The following is a 19362-nucleotide window of genomic DNA, read 5'->3' as shown; positions in this document are numbered from 1 at the left end:
GGACTGGGGACTGGGGAAAAAAGAAGAAATAATATCCAATACCCCATACCGAATGACAAATGACAAATGACCAATGACAAATGACAAACTTATTGCCTGAGATGGCAGAAATCTGGCAGCAAACTCTGAATTGGCAACCGACTGTCCAACAGCAAGCACAATTCCAAAGGCTTTATGATTTAATCCTAGAAGGTAATCTTCAACTAAATTTAACTCGCATTACTGACCCCCAAGAGTTTTGGGAAAAACATCTCTGGGATTCTCTACGAGGAATTGTACCCCTGTTATCAGCAAATTTCTCTCCTACTCCCCCTGCTATCATTGATATTGGTACAGGTGCAGGTTTTCCAGGTGTTCCAGTGGCAATTACAGTACCTAATTGCCCAATTACTCTTCTCGATTCCACTGGGAAAAAAATTACTTTTATCGACAATATATTAACTGAACTTGCCCTTACTAATGCCAAAACTATTGTTAGTAGGGCTGAAGAAATCGGTCATCACCCCCAGCACCGACAAGCTTATGATATTGCATTGATCCGCGCTGTTGGGACAGCTTCTGTTTGTGCAGAATATGCCCTACCATTACTCAAACTAAGTGGTTTAGCCATAATCTATCGTGGTAATTGGACAGAAGAAGAAACCACAAGTTTACAAAATGCTGTCAAGCAGTTGGGTGGCGTTATTGAATCAATCGAACAATTTACAACACCTCTGAGTCACAGCATCCGGCACTGTGTGTATTTGCGTAAGGTAGCCACCACACCAGTTCAGTTTCCCCGCGCTATTGGTGTACCTACTCAAAAACCTCTTTGACTATGATACTTTGTCACTGAGCAGTGACTTTGAGGACTGAAGATGCAAAAAATTTCCTTTGAGTTAGAGGTTTATTCTTTCCATATTGATTTTATTGGTCATGTGAACAACACTGTTTATGTTCAATGGATGGAAATTGGACGGACAAAACTGCTGCAAGCCGTTGAGATGCCAACACAGAAAATCTTTGAGCAGGGGTTTGCTCCGGTTTTGGTTCAAACCAACATCACCTACAAATCACCGCTCTATTTGGGTGAGCGTGTGCAGGTAGAAATGTGGATTTCTGAATTGAAGAATGCCTCTGCTACTATGCAGTTTTGTTTCTATAACGAACAGAGAATATTAGCAGCAGAGGGATGGCAAAAAGGCTTGTTTGTGGATAGACAAACAATGCGCCCAAGGCGGTTACGCCCAGAGGAACGTTCTTTGTTCGCACCTTATGTGCATTCCTCGGTAGATGCTCAACCTCCTAATTGACAGTATAAATTTCATATTTTAGATTATTTTGGTTCATGCCCTGCACCTGGTGAGCGGAAAAAATCCAAAATCCTTTGACAGGAGTGGAAGAGCAACTTTTTTTTCTAAACCTCATATATGTTGAGAACGGTAGTTTTTGCCCTCACCCTAAATCCCTCTCCCTTCTTGGGAGAAGGACTTCTTTCCGGCTCCCCTTCTCCCAAATTTGGGAGAAGGGGCTGGGGGATGAGGGTTTTTCTTTTCATACGAAAAGAACTACAGTTTTCAATATGGACGCGGTTTATCTCGCCTTTTATCCCCATATTTAGGCAAATTTACTTGCAGTTGCAAACCGCTTGTTAATCTCATCCCAATTAACCACGTTCCACCAAGCATCTAAATAATCGACGCGGCGATTCTGGTAATTCAGATAATATGCGTGTTCCCATACGTCATTACCCAGAATGGGATATTTACCTACACTTAAGGGACTATCTTGGTTAGCTGTAGTTGTCACTTCCAACTTGCCACCTTTGTTACGGACTAGCCAAACCCAACCACTACCAAAACGACCGGCACCAGCTTCATTAAACTTTTGTTTGAAAGCTGCAAAACTACCAAAACTTTGATTAATTGCGGAGGCTATATTTCCTGTTGGTTCTCCCCCACCTTTTGGCTTCATAATTTCCCAGAACATTGAGTGATTTACATGACCACCGCCACTATTGCGTACTGTTTTGCGAATATCTTCTGGTACATTGTCAAGTTTCTGCAACAGTTCTTCAATAGTTTTGCCTTTCAGTTCTGGGTGTTTATCTAACGCTGCATTCAAGTTTTTTACATAAGTTGCATGGTGTTTATCGTGGTGAAACTGCATCGTTTTAGCATCAATGTGTGGTTCCAGCGCTTCGTAGGCGTAAGCTAAAGGCGGTAGTTGGATTGCACCTGTTTTTTCTGATGTTTTATTTGGTGTTGTTTCAGGTGTTTTTTCAGGAATTGCAGTGTTTCCTTTAGGAGATTTCTCTGCCAATGCACAAGCATCGAATACAAAAGCACCCGCACCTGCTGTGAGTAAAAACAAGAAATTGCGTCGATTAATAGTCATATAAGTTTTTGCAGCAAATCCATTAAGTCTCTATTGCAGTTTTTATTTTCTTAGATTTTGGCTACAAAAAATCGGAAATTTGCGATTATTTATGGCAGTTTAAGAAACTATTTACAAAACTTGTAATATTAAGTACTAACATTCAAAACGTTATGTATTTTTACCTAAACTATCTTTTTACAACTAATCATAGGTTCGCACCCAACCACCAAAAAAAATAAACCCAGTCGTCACAAGAGACGCTACCGGGTGTTAAGGGAATTATCGGATATTGGGTCGATTGATTAAGTGTGATGTGCTTAGTGGCTTTTTTAGAGGGTGTGCAAGCTAGTTAGACTTGGCGTTAAGCTGACGTTTTAAGGCTTTGAATTCTTCTGAGCTAGCGACATTTTCCATAAGCTTTATTTAATGTCGGGAAATGAGTTTTTATGAATAACGCACTGAAAAAATTTGTTCAACGGTTAGATTTAAATCTGGAAATGTTGGCGACTCTATACGGTCGTCTCCTCTAAACTGTTTACCACGATATTCACCCTCATCACTTAAAGAGTAAATTGTGATTGTTGGCTGTTTGGGGTCGCCTATCAATTCCTTGCTACCCAAAGCCGCATAATCAACAATCCAATATTCTTGAATACCCATTTCTTCATAGTCAGCAAACTTTTTATGATAATCATCTCTCCAGTTAGTACTGACGACTTCAATCACTAATGGAATTGAATCTGGTTTACTAAGGATAGATTGTTTCTCCCATAATGGTTCATTACCCAAGTTAGAAAAATTCATTTCTTTTCCGGTTGTGTTTCTAAAAATTCTAAATATTCATCAAATGTAAATAGTTTTTGTAGTGATTGAATCATTATTTGATCCTGATTATGGATATAAACACTTCTCACTGCTGTAACCTGAAAATTAAGAGTTAACGGGGTGTAGTGGTGAAATGTGAAAGTAAATCGGCATGGACGCACCAAGATTCTTACTCAGCAAGAGATACAGCAAATTTTCGCTATTGGATTGACTGACCGCGATCGCGCGACGCAAGGGCAAGGTCAGAGTTACGGTCAAAAATTGGATTAACGGTGGTGTGGTGATGATTCTGGATGCGATCGCTAACCTATCCCTCGCCACCAATTACAGCGATCGCACACAAAACAATTATATTTTACATTCCGAAGCGCTTATAATATTCTGTCTCCAGTTTCGGGATGAAATACAAACAAGTGATTTAAATCAAGTTGCAGAGAAAGGCGATCGCCTGGACGCAGACGCACATCTCCACCTACCTGAATATTCAACACCACCGCCGAACCAGGTAAGCCAGCACGAATCAAAGTTTCCCTTCCCAAAGGTTCTACCACCTTAACTTCCACAATCAGCTGACTATCATTTCCTTCTTGGCGACTTGGCGGTTCGTTAATCAAAATATGCTCTGGGCGAATCCCCAAATCAAAACTGTGCCCCTGACGCAACTTTAATTTTTCATTCACATCTGCTGGAATCGTTAATAACTGCCCACTCACATCAAAACCGTTATTTTGATAGATTGCACGGAAAATATTCATCGGTGGACTGCCTAAAAAACTTGCCACCATCTGATTAGCGGGACTTGCATAAATAGTTTGGGGATCGCCGATTTGTTGAATTCGCCCGCGATTGAGTACGACAATTTTATCAGCCAAAGTCATGGCTTCAACTTGATCGTGGGTGACGTAAATTGTCGTAATGCCTAATTCTTGATGTAACTGTTTCAATTCTGCCCTTGTATCATCGCGCAATTGGGCATCTAAATTAGATAAAGGTTCATCAAGTAAAAACACTTGGGGTTCACGAGCGATCGCTCTCCCTAATGCTACCCGTTGTTGCTGTCCTCCAGAAAGCTGTTTGGGTTTCCGATCCAGCAGGCGATCCAGAGAAAGCGATCGCGCCACATTCATCACCCGTTCTTGAATGATTTTTCGGTCAACCTTCCGCATTTGCAAGCCAAAGCCGATGTTTTGGGCCACGCTCATGTGAGGATAGAGAGCGTAGTTTTGGAACACCATCGCCACATCTCGTTGTCTGGCTGGGATATTATTTACCAAGCGATCGCCAATATAGAGTTTACCTGATGTGGCAGTTTCTAAACCAGCGATCGTTCGCAAAATTGTAGACTTACCACAACCCGATGGCCCAACTAAAACCCAAAATTCGCCATCAGGAATTTCAAAGGTAATATCCTCAATAGCGGTAACGTTATTGAATCTACGCTTAATATCTTCTAGACGAACATTTGCCATTATCTAATTTGATATTTTCAGTTTGGGATTTGCGACATTTCCAACTCACTACTAGGAGGTTTTATCCGCTCCCTCCGAGTAACTATGAGGCTGCTTCGCAAGTGCAGAGATTTGGTTGTCCTGCACAATTCTAATCAGAAATCTTAGAGCCTCATTGACAGCATCGGCATTAGGAAAAACCTTTGCAACATCAGGTTCTAAACGAATTGTTGTCTTACCAAAGCTCTTTCGTTCAGAACCAAACTTTCTGACTTTTAGGCTCTTCAAGTCATACTCTGATCGCAAATCATCTTCCATTTTTGGCTTACCCTTCTTTGTATGCTTCTCGCTCGGATCGCGTTACTTCTCTTGCACTAATGAGACGAATTGAATTTCCTCTCTCGGTATAGGAGATGATTAGTAAGCGTCCCCGATTTGATTCTCCAATAATAAGGTAACGCTCCTCATCATCAGAGTGGTCTGGATCGTAGAAGTCAACATAGAGCAGATCATCGAAAACAGTTTTGGCTTCTTCAAAAGAAACCTGATGTTTTAAAAGATTTATTGCCGCTTTGTTTTCGTCCCACTCAAACTTCATGAAATTATAATCATTTTTCTGGATTCTTCGACCAAGCTGGGTGAGAGAGTAAAGAAGCAAAAACTCGTACCCCCCGGAGTTGATTAGAGAGGGGTAAGTGACCTCTAGGCGCACTCAAATCCCAGGTAAACTCGTTAGGATATCGCGTCCAGGTATTACCTGCTTTCCAGCCAATTTTCGGCCAGAAATTCTCCCAATTTTTACCCAAACTCAACCAGATTTCTCGCTGCACTGAAAAGCCAAATTTACCTTCCGAGTGGACTAACCAGAGGTTATTAATGGTTTGCAAGTCAACAGCCGAGGTCTTTTCTACCTCAGTAAAGTACAACCATTTTCGTTGTACAGCCGTTGGCCCTGATAATTCACACATTTTTTCGATGGTGACGCGATCGGCTGCTTGGAAGTCTTGAGCAGCAAGTAGCTGTTGCAAAGAATTGTAGTTAATCCCGCACTCTGATTTTAGAGGTACAATTCCCTCAGGAAAAGAGGAGCGCAGAAATTCTTTGACTTGAGGTGCATCAGAGTTGTAGAGGACTTGGTAAGCTTTGCCATCAATCCAAGTTGCTGGGTTCTCACGTCGTTTCAGTAAAAATTCCATCAACACGTCTAATCCCTCATTACCCAACTCAGCTAACTGTGGGATTATCTGTTGTTGGACTTTTTCAGACCCAGCGATTAACGGTCGTCGCAGGGAGTCGATGTCATTTGCCGGGTCTGATAAAATCATTGGGTCTGTCATGCCATTCTCGTTTTAGCGGTCAGTGAAAGAGCGGTAAGCTATCGGGCATTCTCGAAAGTGAAGCACTGATAGCGAAAAGTAGTTTACTATTTTTGATCGTACAAAATTGCGATCGCTTCACTGAATTCCCCACTTAAATCCCCAAATAATGTACAAGGGGAATAGGGGGAAAATCTGGAGACTAGGGACTGGGGACTAGGGACTAGGGACTGGGTACTACGACTGAGGGGACATGGAGGACAAGGGTGAATTATTGAAAAAATCACTTCGTGTCTCCTCCCAATCCCCAGTACCCAGTACCCAATACCCAATCCCCAGTCCCCAATATACAAGCCTGCCACATAAGGATTTTTTGACTATCAGCGTATCGATTAGGAGTGTGTGAACGATGTACGAAAAGATTACCCCCCCCGCAGCCGGAGCAAAAATCACCTTCAAAAATGGTGAACCAATCGTACCGGACAATCCAATTATCCCCTTTATTCGTGGCGATGGTACAGGTATAGACATCTGGCCTGCTACGCAAAAGGTTCTCGATGCTGCGGTAGCCAAAGCATATAAGGGTCAGCGTCAAATTAGCTGGTTCAAGGTTTACGCTGGTGACGAAGCTTGTGATTTATACGGAACTTACCAGTATTTACCTCAAGATACTCTAACAGCAATTGAGGAATATGGTGTAGCGATTAAAGGGCCTTTGACTACTCCCATTGGGGGAGGAATTCGTTCTTTAAATGTGGCACTACGGCAAATTTTTGACTTGTATGCCTGCGTGCGTCCTTGCCGTTACTATGCAGGTACACCCTCACCCCACAAAAATCCCGAAAAGCTTGATGTAATTGTTTATCGGGAAAATACGGAAGATATTTATTTGGGCATTGAGTGGCGACAAGGTAGCGAAATTGGCGATCGCTTAATTAAGATTCTTAACGAAGAACTAATCCCCGCCACCCCAGAACACGGGAAAAAACGCATTCCTCTTGATTCTGGTATTGGCATCAAACCCATCAGCAAAACTGGTTCCCAACGCCTAGTTAGACGTGCCATCAAACACGCCTTACTATTGCCCAAAAATAAGCAACAAGTGACTTTGGTGCATAAGGGCAACATCATGAAGTACACCGAAGGGGCTTTCCGGGATTGGGGTTATGAATTAGCAACCAGTGAATTTCGCCAAGAAACTGTTACAGAACAGGAATCTTGGATTTTGAGTAACAAGGAAAAAAATCCGAATATTTCCTTGGAAGAAAACGCCCGCCAGATTGAACCTGGGTTTGATAATCTCACTCCAGACAAGAAAGCGCAAGTTGTCAAGGAAGTTGAAACTGTTCTTAACACAATTTGGGCAACCCACGGCGATGGCAAATGGAAAGAGAAAGTTTTGGTGAATGACCGGATTGCTGACAGTATTTTTCAACAAATCCAAACCAGACCGGATGAGTATTCGATTTTGGCGACGATGAACTTGAACGGCGATTATTTGTCTGATGCGGCTGCGGCCATAGTTGGTGGATTAGGAATGGGGCCAGGGGCAAATATTGGTGATTCTAGTGCCATATTTGAAGCTACCCACGGCACTGCACCCAAACACGCCGGCTTAGATCGGATTAATCCTGGTTCGGTGATTTTGTCTGGTGTGATGATGCTGGAATTTATGGGTTGGCAAGAAGCCGCAGACCTAGTTAAGAAAGGTTTAAGCGATGCGATCGCAAATAGTCAAGTCACCTACGATTTAGCCCGGTTGCTAGAACCGCCAGTTGAACCCTTAAAATGTTCTGAATTTGCTGAGGCAATTATTCAGCATTTTGGTTAAGTGTATTAGGGCTAATTAGTCGAATCAAAAGACCTCTCCCTGGTTTTACTACGCAAAATCTGTCCCTCTCCGAGTCGGAGAGGGAAAATACTTGAACTTTATTTCAAAACAGGGAAAGGTTCATTTTTAATAGTCTGTCAATCAACTTTGTATTTCTCTTTTTCTTCCTTTGCGTCCTTTGCGGTTCGTTCCTTTACCTTTCAAACTTCGCTTAGAGATTGCCAATTACACTAATTGCTTTACCTGTGATTTTGCTAATTTCTCAGGTGCGATCGCTCCATTCTCTGTAATAATCGCTGTAATCAAATTAGCCGGAGTCACATCAAAAGCTGGGTTGTAAAAATCCACACCTTCAGGCGTGAGAATAGTATCCCCTACTTGATAGATTTCTGTTGGATCGCGTTCTTCAATAGGAATTTTGCTGCCATCAGCTAATTCAAAATCAACGGTGGAAAGGGGTGCAGCGACAAAGAAGGGGATATTATGAGCTTTAGCTGCGATCGCAACACTATATGTACCAATTTTATTAGCAGTGTCACCATTAGCAGCAATGCGATCGGCACCCACAACTACAGCATGAATCAAACCCTGTTTCATGCAATGGGCTGCCATATTATCAGTAATTAATGTTACTGGAATCCCTTCTTGCACACATTCCCAAGCGGTGAGTTTTGCACCTTGCAAACGGGGACGGGTTTCGTCGGCAAATAAACGTTCTAAACGTCCTTCCCTCCAAGCGGAACGCACAACACCTAAAGCAGTGCCATAACCAGCCGTAGCTAGCGCCCCAGCATTGCAGTGGGTAAGTAGCGTCAGCCTTTCGGGGGTAGTGGGCAAAACTGCCAAACCATTGTCGCCGATCGCTTGACAAGTTTGCAAGTCTTCAGTATTAATTGCTTGGGCTGTCTGCAAAAGAGTTTGCTTGATTTCTTCTACCGTTCCCAGTGTTTCGTAGGCGGTTTTGATCATTCGGCTAATTGCCCAAAATAAATTTACCGCCGTCGGACGAGTAGAACGTAATAACTGGGCAATTTTATCTAAGTGTTGCAAAAATTCGGTGCGATCGCTAGTTTCAATTTCCCTTGCGCCAAGATACATTCCATAAGCCGCAGCTACACCAATTGCCGGCGCACCCCGCACAATCATTGTTTTAATTGCCCGCGCCATATCTTCACTGCGGTGAATTTCGACAAATTCATACTCGTTGGGTAGGCGGGTTTGGTCAATTAGTGACACTGAGTCGTTGTGCCAAATAACGGGATAAACCTGGTTTGTGGAAGGTATCAACATAATTCGTAATTGATAATTCGTAATTCGTAATTGTAAGACACTTATTCATTCGGTAGGCGAGTTTTGGCTCAAAATCTGATGTGCTAAATAAATCAGCGTCAATATTTATGCGTTAGACTAGCTTATCGTAGCGATCGCTTTAATGAAGGAAGGCGTAAGCGCAGCCCAACTTAGCCTTTTTTAAGCTAGTTTTGAGGGTTTGTAGTAAGGACTTTAGTACTGAAAAATAAGGACTAAAGTCCTTACTACGAACTTGATTATCTATCAATTGAAAGTTGACAGAGTACTAGGCAATCAGACTGAAATTGCTACTACTGAGAGTAATATCAGAATTTCCTAAACGGGCAAATTCAAACACTGTTCCTGTACCCAGAACGTTGCCATCTTGGTTATAGAATAGGCTGCCACTACTTTGGCTAAAGACAATACGCGCATTACTAGCGTTGACGAATTGATTACCAGTGACAACTGCAAAGTCAGTTAAAGCCTGACCTGCACTATTAGTAATAGCATTAAAGGTGGTTTTACTCAGCACAATCTGGTCTTGTCCGGCTTGAAAATCGGTGATGTAATCAACGCCTAAGCTTGTGTTAAAGACAGCATTGCTTTGGAACAGATATTTATCATTACCAACTCCACCTGTAAGAGTATCATTACCATTGCCTCCTCCAAGAGTGTCATTTCCGTCACCGCCAATCAAAGTGTTATTCAGTGTATTACCAGTGAGAATATCATTGCCTGTGCCACCTGTTGCATTTTCAATCGCGTTATTGGCAGAGAGAATGAGTTTGAGATTACTGTTAACCGTTTGCGAGGTGGTTAAACCTAGATTCAGGTTGACGGCAACTGTAGTACCGCTAAAGTTAATAGTATCAGTACCACCGGTTGAGGTTTCTGTAATTGTGTCGGTTCCCAAGGCACTATCAGCTATGAAAGAATAGGTATCATTTCCTGTTAACCCTTGGAGTTGATCGTTTCCGCCACCACCAATTAAAGTGTTATTCAGTGTATTACCAGTGAGAGTGTCATTACCTGTGCCACCTGTTGCATTTTCGATAACGTTATTGGCAGAGAGAATGAGTTTGAGATTACTATTAACCGTTTGCGAGGTGGTTAAACCTAGATTTAGGTTGACGGCAACTGTAGTACCGCTAAAGTTAATAGTATCAGTNACCACCTAATAATTTGTCGTCTCCCTGTTCACCAAACAAACGGTCATTACCGCTATTACCTAGCAAGCTATCATTACCTAAGCCACCAAACAAATCATCATTGTTACCAGTTCCACTGATGGTGTCATTCACAACTGCACTATTGAAAATAAAATCACTAGCAAGTAATTGACTTTTGCGAATGCCATTGATTTGGATTCGATAATAATAATCGCCGTCATATAAGTTATAGCGAGTGCTAATTATGGCATTATTATCTGTATCTTCATTTATCAGCAGTGAGATAGTATTGAAGTCACTGATACCAAGAGTTCTGAGATCAATTTTATCTGCTCCTTTTTGAAAATCTGTTACGATGTCTAGGTCTTTAGCACCAACAGAACCACGAAAGTTCTCTAAGACAAATTGATCGTTTCCTGCACCACCATACAAGGTATCACTTCCATAACCACCTAATAATTTGTCGTCTCCCTGTTCACCAAACAAACGGTCATTACCGCTATTACCTAGCAAGCTATCATTACCTAAGCCACCAAACAAATCATCATTGTTACCAGTTCCACTGATGGTGTCATTCACAACTGCACTATTGAAAATAAAATCACTAGCAAGTAATTGACTTTTGCGAATGCCATTGATTTGGATTCGATAATAATAATCGCCGTCATATAAGTTATAGCGAGTGCTAATTATGGCATTATTATCTGTATCTTCATTTATCAGCAGTGAGATAGTATTGAAGTCACTGATACCAAGAGTTCTGAGATCAATTTTATCTGCTCCTTTTTGAAAATCTGTTACGATGTCTAGGTCTTTAGCACCAACAGAACCACGAAAGTTCTCTAAGACAAATTGATCGTTTCCTGCACCACCATACAAGGTATCACTTCCATAACCACCTAATAATTGATCGTTTCCGCCTAGCCCATAAAGGCTATCATTACCATTTAAGCCTTCAATCGTATCATTTCCAGAAGTGCCGACTAAATTATCGTTATTGTTTGTTCCTTGAATAGCCATAGTTTTACTAGCCTTTTTTGGGTTTAAGATATGCAGATATACTTTAGCACACTATGTAATACGTATTACATGTTTTTTTTAGCTCAATATTTAGTATTGAATATTAATTATTATGTTGTTCTCTGCTTTTGAAATTTTGACAAAGACTCTTATATATTCAATATCGAAATATGGTTTTTTTTTGAAAAAGACCATGACAAAACACGGGGTTAAACTTCATTCGTTAAACCCATAAAAATATCAAGCGATCGCTTGCTACCAAATTGATGATACTAGTGAATTGATAGTATACTAATCGTAGTAATTAACTAGATTAAGTATACAGATAATAAAGCGATAAAAATTAATTTAAGTAATTATTTAATACCTCATAGTTTTCGGTAATTGACTCAGGTTTAACCAAACACCATATTACGGATATTAAACTTGTCGTTTTCAAAAGGGAATCGCCCACACCTAAGTCACAAGTGGGGGCGATTCATTCTACAAAGAATTAACTAGACGACAGCAGATACTTGCTGCTTAAAGAAAGCTGACAAAACTCTCTCTGCTATTTGATGACTAGTTAAACCTAGTTCTGTTTTAGATTCATCGGGTTCAGCATGATCTACTAACACATCTGGGACACCGAATCGCTTGACAGGAACGAGAATATCTGCATCCATTAAAGCTTCAACGATCGCACTACCAAAGCCACCCATGATACAACCTTCTTCTAGGGTGATGACACGGCCAATTTTCTTAGCTAAGGGTAAAATCAACTCGGTATCCAAAGGCTTAACAAAACGGGCGTTGATTACAGTTGCTTCAATGCCATGTTCGCTGAGAATTTCCGCAGCTTGCATTCCTGGATAGACCATTGTGCCATAAGCGACGATTAACACATCATCGCCAGTGCGGAGAATTTCGCTTTTACCAATTTCCAAAGGTTCCCAACCTTCCTCCATTAGGGGAACGCCGTAGCCATTGCCACGAGGGTAGCGCATAGCGATCGGGCCACTGGTATGGTTAACACCAGTTACTACCATGCGTTGCAGTTCTGCTTCGTCTTTCGGTGCCATGATTACAATGTTGGGAATGCAACGCAGATAAGCGATGTCATACATGCCCTGGTGAGTGGGGCCATCAGATCCAACAATTCCGGCCCGATCTAAGCAGAAAAATACTGGCAGATTTTGGATGCAGACATCGTGAATTATCTGGTCGTAAGCGCGTTGCAAAAAGGTAGAATAAATGGCGGCTACGGGGCGCATCCCTTGAGTTGCAAGTCCGGCTGCTAGGGTAATTGCGTGTTGTTCAGCAATGCCGACATCAATATATTGATTGGGCAGTTTGGCTTGAAGTTTATCTAAACCTGTCCCCGTTGCCATCGCCGCAGTAATCCCAACGATTTTGGGGTTTTGTTCGGCGAGTTTCACCAGAGTGTGAGAAAAGACTTTGGCATAAGCCGGTGGTTTGGGTTTGCTGGAAGGAATGGCTTTGCCGGTTGCAACGTTGAATGGGCTTTGGGCGTGGTAGCCAACTTGATCTAGTTCAGCAATTTCATAGCCTTTGCCCTTAACTGTGGCTACGTGTACCAAAACTGGGCCTTGTATTTGATGTGCTTGTTGGAAGGTAGCAATCAATTCTTCGAGATTATGCCCATCTACTGGGCCAATGTAGGTAAAACCGAGTTCTTCAAAAACTGCCCCTACCTTGGGAACAGCCAAACGTTTCATACCTTCTTTGATGCGTCCGAGTTCGGGAGACAAAGATTCACCCACGAAGGGAATTTGCTTGAATTGTTCCTCAAGATTATCTTTGATAAATTGCACCGGCTGGCTGAGGCGCATTTTGTTCAGATAGCGGGGAATCGCGCCGACGTTGCGAGATATAGACATGTCGTTGTCGTTGAGAACAACCAACAGGTTAGTTTTCGGCATGTGTCCCGCGTGGTTGATGGCTTCTAAAGCCATACCGCCAGTCAGCGCCCCATCCCCAATCACAGCAACGGCTTTAAATTTTTCGCCTTTCAAGTCTCGCGCTAAAGCCATGCCCAATGCTGCGGAAATACTTGTAGAAGCATGTCCAGCCCCGAAGTGGTCAAACTTGTTTTCACAGAGTTTGAGATAACCAGCAACTCCGTCCTTTTGTCTGAGGGTGTGGAAGCGATCGTAGCGTCCTGTAAGGAGTTTGTGGGGATAGGCTTGGTGTCCTACATCCCAAATCACTTTATCCCGATCTAAGTCCAGTGTTTGGTAAAGTCCTAGCGTTAATTCTACAACACCCAACCCTGGCCCCAAGTGTCCACCATTAACTGCTACGGTTTGGAGATGCTTATCTCGAATCTGACGGGCAATCTGTTGTAGTTGGCGAACAGATAAACCGTGCAACTGATTAGGATGGGTGATTTCGCTCAGATGCATATTATAGTGTTTTCCTCTTTAACTTCCAGTTTCGGTATTTTGATTTTCCCACGGTCGGGTTGTCCACATAATCACACTCTTACATTGTTACTAAGTTGTAGTGGAAAGTATAACTTCGTAATTAATAATGGTGAAAAATCTCTAAATCATTAACAATTCGTCAAAATCAGGTTTAGATCGCATAAACTAATAGCACATTTGTCAATAAGTAATGCCACTTAAATGCACTCCGCAATTTGTATAGAAAATCAAGCTTTCAGAAGCATTCTGCGGAAATTATTGAACTCGGTCAATCAGTTTTGCTTTTTGAAGCGATCGCAAAACACAGTTAAATATCTTAATTTCCAGCTATATGTTCAGCAGAATTGCTAGCAAGTATTTAATAATTATTTTATTATTCTGTCTAACCTTATTAGCGATCGCTAGTTCATCTAGGCGCAACAAATATGTCTTAGCTAAATTCAGTATTTACTTAAATATCCCCGACTTCTCAAAGAAATCGGGGATCTAAGCCTTTCGATTTTCACAAATCAAACAAGACTACTATTTACCAAACGCATCCTTGATGCTATCAACAGTGCGTTCAACAGCATTTTTTGTATTGTCTACTGCTTTCTGTGTCCGAGCGGAATCTTCATTTGCTCTTTTTTGAATTGTAGCCGCGTCTCTCTTTGCTTTGCGTTCAGCAAAACTACCACTTTCTGTTGATTGGTCAACTTTACTGGCGTTGTCCCTAGCAGCTTGCTTAACTTTATCTGCTGTCTCTTGGATGAAATTCTTGGCTCGTCCAGCATCTTCACTGGCTTTATCTTGAACTTTGTCGCCCGCATCTTTTGATGCAATCAAGCTTGCAGCAGGATCGGCAATTGCTGAGGTGTTCGAGAAAAATGCACCTTGCCAAACAAAAGCGATCGCTAACATACAAAACAGTGTTGTAGCCATCCAGCGTTTTACTGTGGAAAGCTGCTTTGTAAAATAATTCGATTTCATAGAATACAATCTCATGTGATTTAGTATACTATTTTTACTTCATTTAGTTTCTTCGCCATATCGATCTATAGATAGAAATTGTTGCGTCATTAGTCATGAAACAAGTTCACTATTTTGATAGATTGAAATTTGAGTAAAGATTTTTTGCTGGTAATTAAACAACGGAATTAAAGTCCCCCTTTTTAAGGGGGATTTAGGGGGATCTAAGAGTATTTGATACATCACTAAAGACTTTTCAGACATCCTCTAAGAAAGCATCACGCTGGCATCAATTGTTGGATGCGCTCTGGTTCCTCTCCCAGCCAATCTGGATTTTGGGCGGTGCTGTCAAAAATTGATGAAGTTTTGAAAGGCTCAAATTCGCCGCGTGATGCTGCTTCTGCTGTTTTTGCTAAGAGCGATCGCACTTGCTCGTCATTCATTGGCTGGAAAGTTCGCACAGCTTCAAAAGCTTGCTCTAAAATCTCCATACTGTCAATTCCGGTAATCACAACCGATGTAGGCAGATTCAAAGCATAGTGTAGACACTCAATCGGCGTTACAGTATTGGATTTTAAAAGAATACCGTTTGCCATACTTTTCATTCCCAGAACACCGATGTTTTGTTTTACCAGTTCTGGCACAACCAGCTTTGCAAAGCTGCGGTAATGAGCATCCATGACATTGAGCGGCATCTGAGCCGTATCAAATTTAAAGCCGTGAGCATCTGCAACTTCCAGCGTATGCAGATGAACATGGGGGTCTTTGTGTCCAGTAAAGCCGATGTATCGGAGTTTGCCAGCTTTCCGTGCCTCAATGAAGGCAGCATTCGCCCCTTCTTCATCAAAAACTCGATGCGGGTCTTCGTACCGAATAATTTCGTGGTGCTGAACGAGATCGATGCAATCCACTTGCAGGCGTTGAAGTGATTCGTCTAGCTGTTTTGCTGCTTCTTTTTTAGAGCGCCCATCGATTTTCGTCATCAGGAAAACTTTATCGCGGTAGCGATCGCGCAGGGCTTTTCCCATCCGAATTTCGCTGACTCCACCGTTGTAATCCCAACTGTTATCCATAAATGTAATGCCGCGATCGATGGCTGTTCTAACAATACGGATACCCAGTTGTTCATCAACATTTTTCAAGCCGATGTGCCAACCACCCAATCCAATCGCAGAAACTTTTTCTCCTGTACTGCCCAGAACTCGGTATTGCATTTCTGAATTTGGCGTAGTTCCTGACATGTGTTCTCCAAGTCTTTCAGCTATTACTTTAAGTACATATAGCTGTGTACCAATTCAAAATGCAAGAGAAAATTGAGAATATCTTGCTGAAGATACAGTTTCTGAACCGATCGGGGAAATACTGAAGAAGCCAAAATATGGATGGCAATTAGGAATGTGTGAGGTAAGACTAAATATAGTAGGAGCAATTCATAAATTGCTCCTACCAAAAAATCAAAGTTTAGGCTATTCGATCGGAACTCAAAGTTTTAGTTTTAGGCTTTTATGTTTGTAGTTCCCAACAATTAAAACCTACGTGGCGTTAAGGAGACGGAACCGCTACTCGATTGCCAGGAACAATCTGTGGCTGGTAGGAAAATACTTCTCGGCTGCGGGGATTGACGGTCACTTTGACCCAATTCACATCGTTAGTGCCGTTCGCCGCATTGTCGCCAAATGTCTCAACACGAGTAAAGTTCTCGATGCGTCTGCCTTGAGCATCCAGAAATGGCTTGTCAACGCGGTAGTAGTGCGAGTCGCCGTATACATAGGCAATCGGTTTACGGAAAGCGATCGCCTCTTCGCGGAACGCTAATAAAAAGTCCTTGAAGCCATCAGTCTGTCCATCGGTTTCTGTGAGTGTCTTCGGATCGCGCAAAGGCGCTCTGGTTCCGTCGGTTAAATCCCACCCTGGATCGGCTTGAGAGATAAACATCACTGCCACCGAGTTGCGTGTCTTTGCCGCTTTAAAAGTCTCTCTCATCCATGCAATATCAGCTGCGTTCCGCGCTGCGTACTCCTCTGGATCGGGCGCAGTGTCGCATAGGTTGTTGCACGAACCCTGAATATTGAGTGTCGCGTAAGTAACCCGACCAACCGTCCAGCGGCGGTTCTCAACACAGGGGACTGCACCGGTTGCACCAAGACACAGTGGTGTTGTCTGCACCTCCTGGACTAGCCGCCGCTGCCCAAGGGAAAATTTTGTGCTGAAGAATACCTGACGCTCGTAGTCGAGGCGATCGCGTGAGTTGAATCCACCGTTTGAGGGGCGATCGCAATCAGTCCAATCATTATCACCTGGGGTGAAGGCTGCTGGTGCTTTCAAGGAGTTAAAGAAGCCGAGCGCCTGGGTGTAGAGTTCATTACTGCACGTGGTAGGTGTTACCGAGCCGGGTGTAGAGTTGCCCCCCTTCAAGTCGCCGTCGTGGACAGTGAAAGCTAGGTTTTGCGCGTTCATATCAGCGATGAGGTTCGGGACTCCCGTTGTCGCTTGGAGATCCGAATAGGGGAGATCGCCCCAAAGTCCGATGGCGTATGTCTCGTTCTCGCCCTCGTATTCGTACTCGTACTTCCTCTCGCCAGCAGTCGCCAAACCGATTGTAGAACTTGCTAGTAACGGCACAGTCAGCGCCAGTAAACATATCTTACGCAGCAAACGCGCAGTGGTGACGCGTTGAAACACTGAGTACCCAACCTTTGCCATCATCTATATCCTCGATTATTCTTTGGGATCGCGAGCGCATTTTGGAGAATTAGCTCCTTGCCCACAACATTTCAGTGAGGAAATTAGATTACCGGATTGCTGATGGCTGATAGGTTATGGATGGGTTAATACGTTTGTTTATTTACATATTTGTGTAGCTGCGAATTATATGAGTTCTGGCTGTGCTGCGCTGCTATATTTATTTACCGCTATAAAAAAAGGCAATTTCTTTTTCTTTTAGGGGTGCGAAATCAGCATCTACAAGTAATTGGTCGAGTTCTGCTTGGGGAATGTGTTTTGCACCAATTCGCACAATGCGCGATCGCATAGTATTAGATACGCCACTGCGCTGTCTATTGCCCTCTAGCGCCATAACTTTACCATAAAGTTCTAATTTGGCAGGCGGAATGGGAGAACCATCAAAATCAATTCCCTGTGCGATCGCTTCATCAATAGCATCAGCACCTGTGGTAGTTTGATTCCCTGGGTTAGTTTCAGTAGGCATAGTGATTTGCTCTTAAGGCTATGGGTAGATTTTACCAGCCTTGCTGACACCTTTTCCCCACTGAGATTAATCACGAGCTTGTCGCGTTACCAAACCCCCAACAAACGCCCCTAAAATAGTGCCTGTCCATAGTCCTGTTGTGCTACCTTGCCAAATTGCTCCTGGTGTCATCCAAGCGTTGCACATTTCTTTTAAACCCCAAGGTTGATTTTGACACTTTTGGCTATGCAGCATTATGGTGATTTGCCCACTGATGTAAGCACTAAAAAAACCGGATGACAGCGCCAAAAAAGTGCAAACTAAAACTCTGTTTTTAATCATTTGTCATTTGTCATTTGTCATTTGAAGATTACCAAGGACTAAGGACAAATGACAAATGACTCTACACAGTGGTTCAACCTGTATTTCTCATCCCAGCTGCAATTCCATTAATAGTTAACAATGCTCCTCGCAGTAACTCGCCTTTGCTGTAACGAGAATGGATGACTCCAGAAGTAGCATTGGTATTCATAGACTGGCGTAGTCGCTTCAGCAGGGAAACTTGGATAAATCCCAAGGGAACAATTGTGCCATTGCGTAACTGTACAGATCGTTGCAAGACAGGATCGCCATCTAAGAGTCGATTGTGATCGGTGATTTTTAAGACCAAATCTCTTGTGAGATAGAACTCGCTGGCAATTTGGTCAAAAACCTTGTCAAAACGAAGTTTATCTTCTGGTTTTGACAATTCCTGAACGTAGTGATGTGCCATTTGCATATCTACTTTCGCCAAAGTCATCTCGGCTTTAGAAATCACCATTTTGAAAAAGGGCCACTTAACGTAAAAGTAGCGCAGCAATTTCAAGTGTTCTTCTGGTTCTGTGTTCAAGAATTCTTGTAAAGCTGTGCCAACGCCGTACCAGGAAGGAAGCAAAAAGCGGGTTTGTGTCCAGCTAAATACCCAAGGAATAGCTCTCAGACTGCTTAAATCTTTCTTACCAGATGGACGGCGGGCTGGACGGGAACTAATTTGTAGCTGGCTAATTTCTTCAATTGGGGTTACTTGGTGGAAGAAGTCAACGAAATCAGGCTGTTCGTAGATTAAAGCGCGATAATGTTGACGCGATCGCGCTGCTAATTCTTCCATAATCTCATTCCAAGGTTCAATATCATCAAACCCTGTCCGCAACAGGCTAGCTTGAATCACAGCAGTGGTGATGGTTTCCATGTGATACAAAGCCAAGTCCAGCAAGGAATATTTAGAAGCTAAAACTTCTCCTTGTTCGGTAATCTTGATTCGCCCATTGATACTATGACCCGGTTGAGCCAAAATCGCCTCATAAGCAGGGCCGCCACCCCGCCCTACAGAACCGCCGCGTCCGTGGAAAATCCGCAAATTTAGATCGTAGTTTTCTGCTATTTGTTGCAGTGATTTTTGGGCTTTATGAATTTCCCAGTTGCTACTTAAAAAACCAGAATCTTTGTTGCTGTCAGAATACCCCAGCATTACTTCTTGTAAGTTCACGGGGAGAGGGGCAGGG

At 42.7% G+C, this 19362-nt stretch carries 20 protein-coding genes and 1 pseudogene; 4 read left to right on the top strand and 17 right to left on the bottom strand.

What is annotated here, in order from left to right:
* The first annotated feature begins 80 nt into the window (after positions 1-80).
* Together rsmG and CDG77_RS28135 are read left to right on the top strand one after the other, a co-directional pair.
* The gene (gene rsmG, locus CDG77_RS28140) at positions 81-815 is read left to right on the top strand and encodes a 16S rRNA (guanine(527)-N(7))-methyltransferase RsmG (RefSeq protein ID WP_094332566.1); all 735 of its coding nucleotides are present in this window, start codon (positions 81-83) and stop codon (positions 813-815) included.
* Positions 816-857: 42 nt separating this feature from the next.
* Positions 858-1292 carry an acyl-CoA thioesterase gene (locus CDG77_RS28135; protein ID WP_094332565.1) on the top strand — a complete coding sequence of 145 codons (435 nt, stop codon included), beginning with the start codon at positions 858-860 and terminating at the stop codon, positions 1290-1292.
* Between the two features lie 304 nt (positions 1293-1596).
* Here CDG77_RS28135 and CDG77_RS28125 read toward each other — a convergent pair whose 3' ends face one another.
* Together CDG77_RS28125 and CDG77_RS28120 are read right to left on the bottom strand one after the other, a co-directional pair.
* Positions 1597-2376, bottom strand: coding sequence for a superoxide dismutase (locus CDG77_RS28125; RefSeq protein WP_094332563.1), 780 nt, complete (start codon positions 2374-2376; stop codon positions 1597-1599).
* A gap of 426 nt (positions 2377-2802) precedes the next feature.
* Positions 2803-3162 (bottom strand): annotated as a pseudogene (locus tag CDG77_RS28120) (Uma2 family endonuclease); the annotation flags it as partial.
* Positions 3163-3318: 156 nt separating this feature from the next.
* On the opposite strand from CDG77_RS28120, the gene CDG77_RS38700 reads away from it, so the two are divergent.
* Positions 3319-3453: a hypothetical protein gene (locus tag CDG77_RS38700; RefSeq protein WP_258169645.1), complete on the top strand. Its 135-nt coding sequence runs from the start codon at positions 3319-3321 to the stop codon at positions 3451-3453.
* A gap of 101 nt (positions 3454-3554) precedes the next feature.
* Here the strand turns inward: CDG77_RS38700 and CDG77_RS28115 are convergent, their stop codons facing one another.
* Genes CDG77_RS28115 through CDG77_RS28100 form a run of 4 tightly spaced genes read right to left on the bottom strand, consistent with a single transcriptional unit; the run spans position 3555 to position 5968 of the window.
* Complete coding sequence (locus CDG77_RS28115) at positions 3555-4652, bottom strand: ABC transporter ATP-binding protein (protein WP_094332562.1); 1098 nt, start codon at positions 4650-4652, stop codon at positions 3555-3557.
* Between the two features lie 51 nt (positions 4653-4703).
* Positions 4704-4949, bottom strand: coding sequence for a hypothetical protein (locus tag CDG77_RS28110; protein ID WP_094332561.1), 246 nt, complete (start codon positions 4947-4949; stop codon positions 4704-4706).
* A 7-nt stretch (positions 4950-4956) separates the two neighbouring features.
* Positions 4957-5229 carry a BrnT family toxin gene (locus CDG77_RS28105; protein ID WP_094332560.1) on the bottom strand — a complete coding sequence of 91 codons (273 nt, stop codon included), beginning with the start codon at positions 5227-5229 and terminating at the stop codon, positions 4957-4959.
* Positions 5230-5239: 10 nt separating this feature from the next.
* Complete coding sequence (locus tag CDG77_RS28100) at positions 5240-5968, bottom strand: GUN4 domain-containing protein (protein ID WP_094332559.1); 729 nt, start codon at positions 5966-5968, stop codon at positions 5240-5242.
* 388 nt (positions 5969-6356) lie between these two features.
* Between CDG77_RS28100 and CDG77_RS28095 the strand changes: the two genes are divergently transcribed.
* Positions 6357-7778 carry an NADP-dependent isocitrate dehydrogenase gene (locus CDG77_RS28095; RefSeq protein WP_094332558.1) on the top strand — a complete coding sequence of 474 codons (1422 nt, stop codon included), beginning with the start codon at positions 6357-6359 and terminating at the stop codon, positions 7776-7778.
* Between the two features lie 225 nt (positions 7779-8003).
* Here the strand turns inward: CDG77_RS28095 and mtnA are convergent, their stop codons facing one another.
* The 11 genes from mtnA to CDG77_RS28050 form a co-directional block, all read right to left on the bottom strand.
* The gene (gene mtnA, locus CDG77_RS28090; protein WP_094332557.1) at positions 8004-9068 is read right to left on the bottom strand and encodes an S-methyl-5-thioribose-1-phosphate isomerase; all 1065 of its coding nucleotides are present in this window, start codon (positions 9066-9068) and stop codon (positions 8004-8006) included.
* A gap of 286 nt (positions 9069-9354) precedes the next feature.
* Positions 9355-10245, bottom strand: coding sequence for a M10 family metallopeptidase C-terminal domain-containing protein (locus tag CDG77_RS35805; protein WP_143857106.1), 891 nt, complete (start codon positions 10243-10245; stop codon positions 9355-9357).
* Positions 10235-11260, bottom strand: coding sequence for a calcium-binding protein (locus CDG77_RS38695; RefSeq protein WP_143857105.1), 1026 nt, complete (start codon positions 11258-11260; stop codon positions 10235-10237). The genes CDG77_RS35805 and CDG77_RS38695 overlap by 11 nt, the downstream gene beginning before the upstream one ends.
* Positions 11261-11757: 497 nt before the next feature.
* Positions 11758-13665 carry a 1-deoxy-D-xylulose-5-phosphate synthase gene (gene dxs / locus CDG77_RS28080; RefSeq protein WP_094332556.1) on the bottom strand — a complete coding sequence of 636 codons (1908 nt, stop codon included), beginning with the start codon at positions 13663-13665 and terminating at the stop codon, positions 11758-11760.
* 543 nt (positions 13666-14208) lie between these two features.
* Positions 14209-14655: a hypothetical protein gene (locus CDG77_RS28075; protein ID WP_094332555.1), complete on the bottom strand. Its 447-nt coding sequence runs from the start codon at positions 14653-14655 to the stop codon at positions 14209-14211.
* 257 nt (positions 14656-14912) lie between these two features.
* Positions 14913-15875 (bottom strand): aldo/keto reductase, encoded by a 963-nt coding sequence (locus CDG77_RS28070; RefSeq protein ID WP_094332554.1) that lies wholly within the window; start codon positions 15873-15875, stop codon positions 14913-14915.
* A gap of 301 nt (positions 15876-16176) precedes the next feature.
* Positions 16177-16617, bottom strand: coding sequence for a hypothetical protein (locus tag CDG77_RS38005; RefSeq protein ID WP_223270020.1), 441 nt, complete (start codon positions 16615-16617; stop codon positions 16177-16179).
* 475 nt (positions 16618-17092) lie between these two features.
* The gene (locus tag CDG77_RS38000) at positions 17093-17275 is read right to left on the bottom strand and encodes a hypothetical protein (protein WP_223270019.1); all 183 of its coding nucleotides are present in this window, start codon (positions 17273-17275) and stop codon (positions 17093-17095) included.
* A 261-nt stretch (positions 17276-17536) separates the two neighbouring features.
* Entirely contained in the window at positions 17537-17842 is a 306-nt protein-coding gene (locus CDG77_RS28060) for a small RNA NsiR4-regulated ssr1528 family protein (RefSeq protein ID WP_094332552.1), read from the bottom strand.
* A gap of 66 nt (positions 17843-17908) precedes the next feature.
* Positions 17909-18163 (bottom strand): hypothetical protein, encoded by a 255-nt coding sequence (locus CDG77_RS28055; protein WP_094332551.1) that lies wholly within the window; start codon positions 18161-18163, stop codon positions 17909-17911.
* A gap of 73 nt (positions 18164-18236) precedes the next feature.
* The coding region (locus CDG77_RS28050) for a phosphoenolpyruvate carboxylase (RefSeq protein WP_143857104.1) at positions 18237-19362 on the bottom strand (1126 nt) is incomplete at its 5' end.

The sequence above is a fragment of the Nostoc sp. 'Peltigera membranacea cyanobiont' 213 genome (assembly GCF_002245975.1).
Classification (GTDB): Bacteria; Cyanobacteriota; Cyanobacteriia; order Cyanobacteriales; family Nostocaceae; genus Nostoc.
The sequence above is the reverse complement of the archived record's forward strand: the minus strand, read 5'-3'. Positions and strand labels throughout refer to the sequence as shown.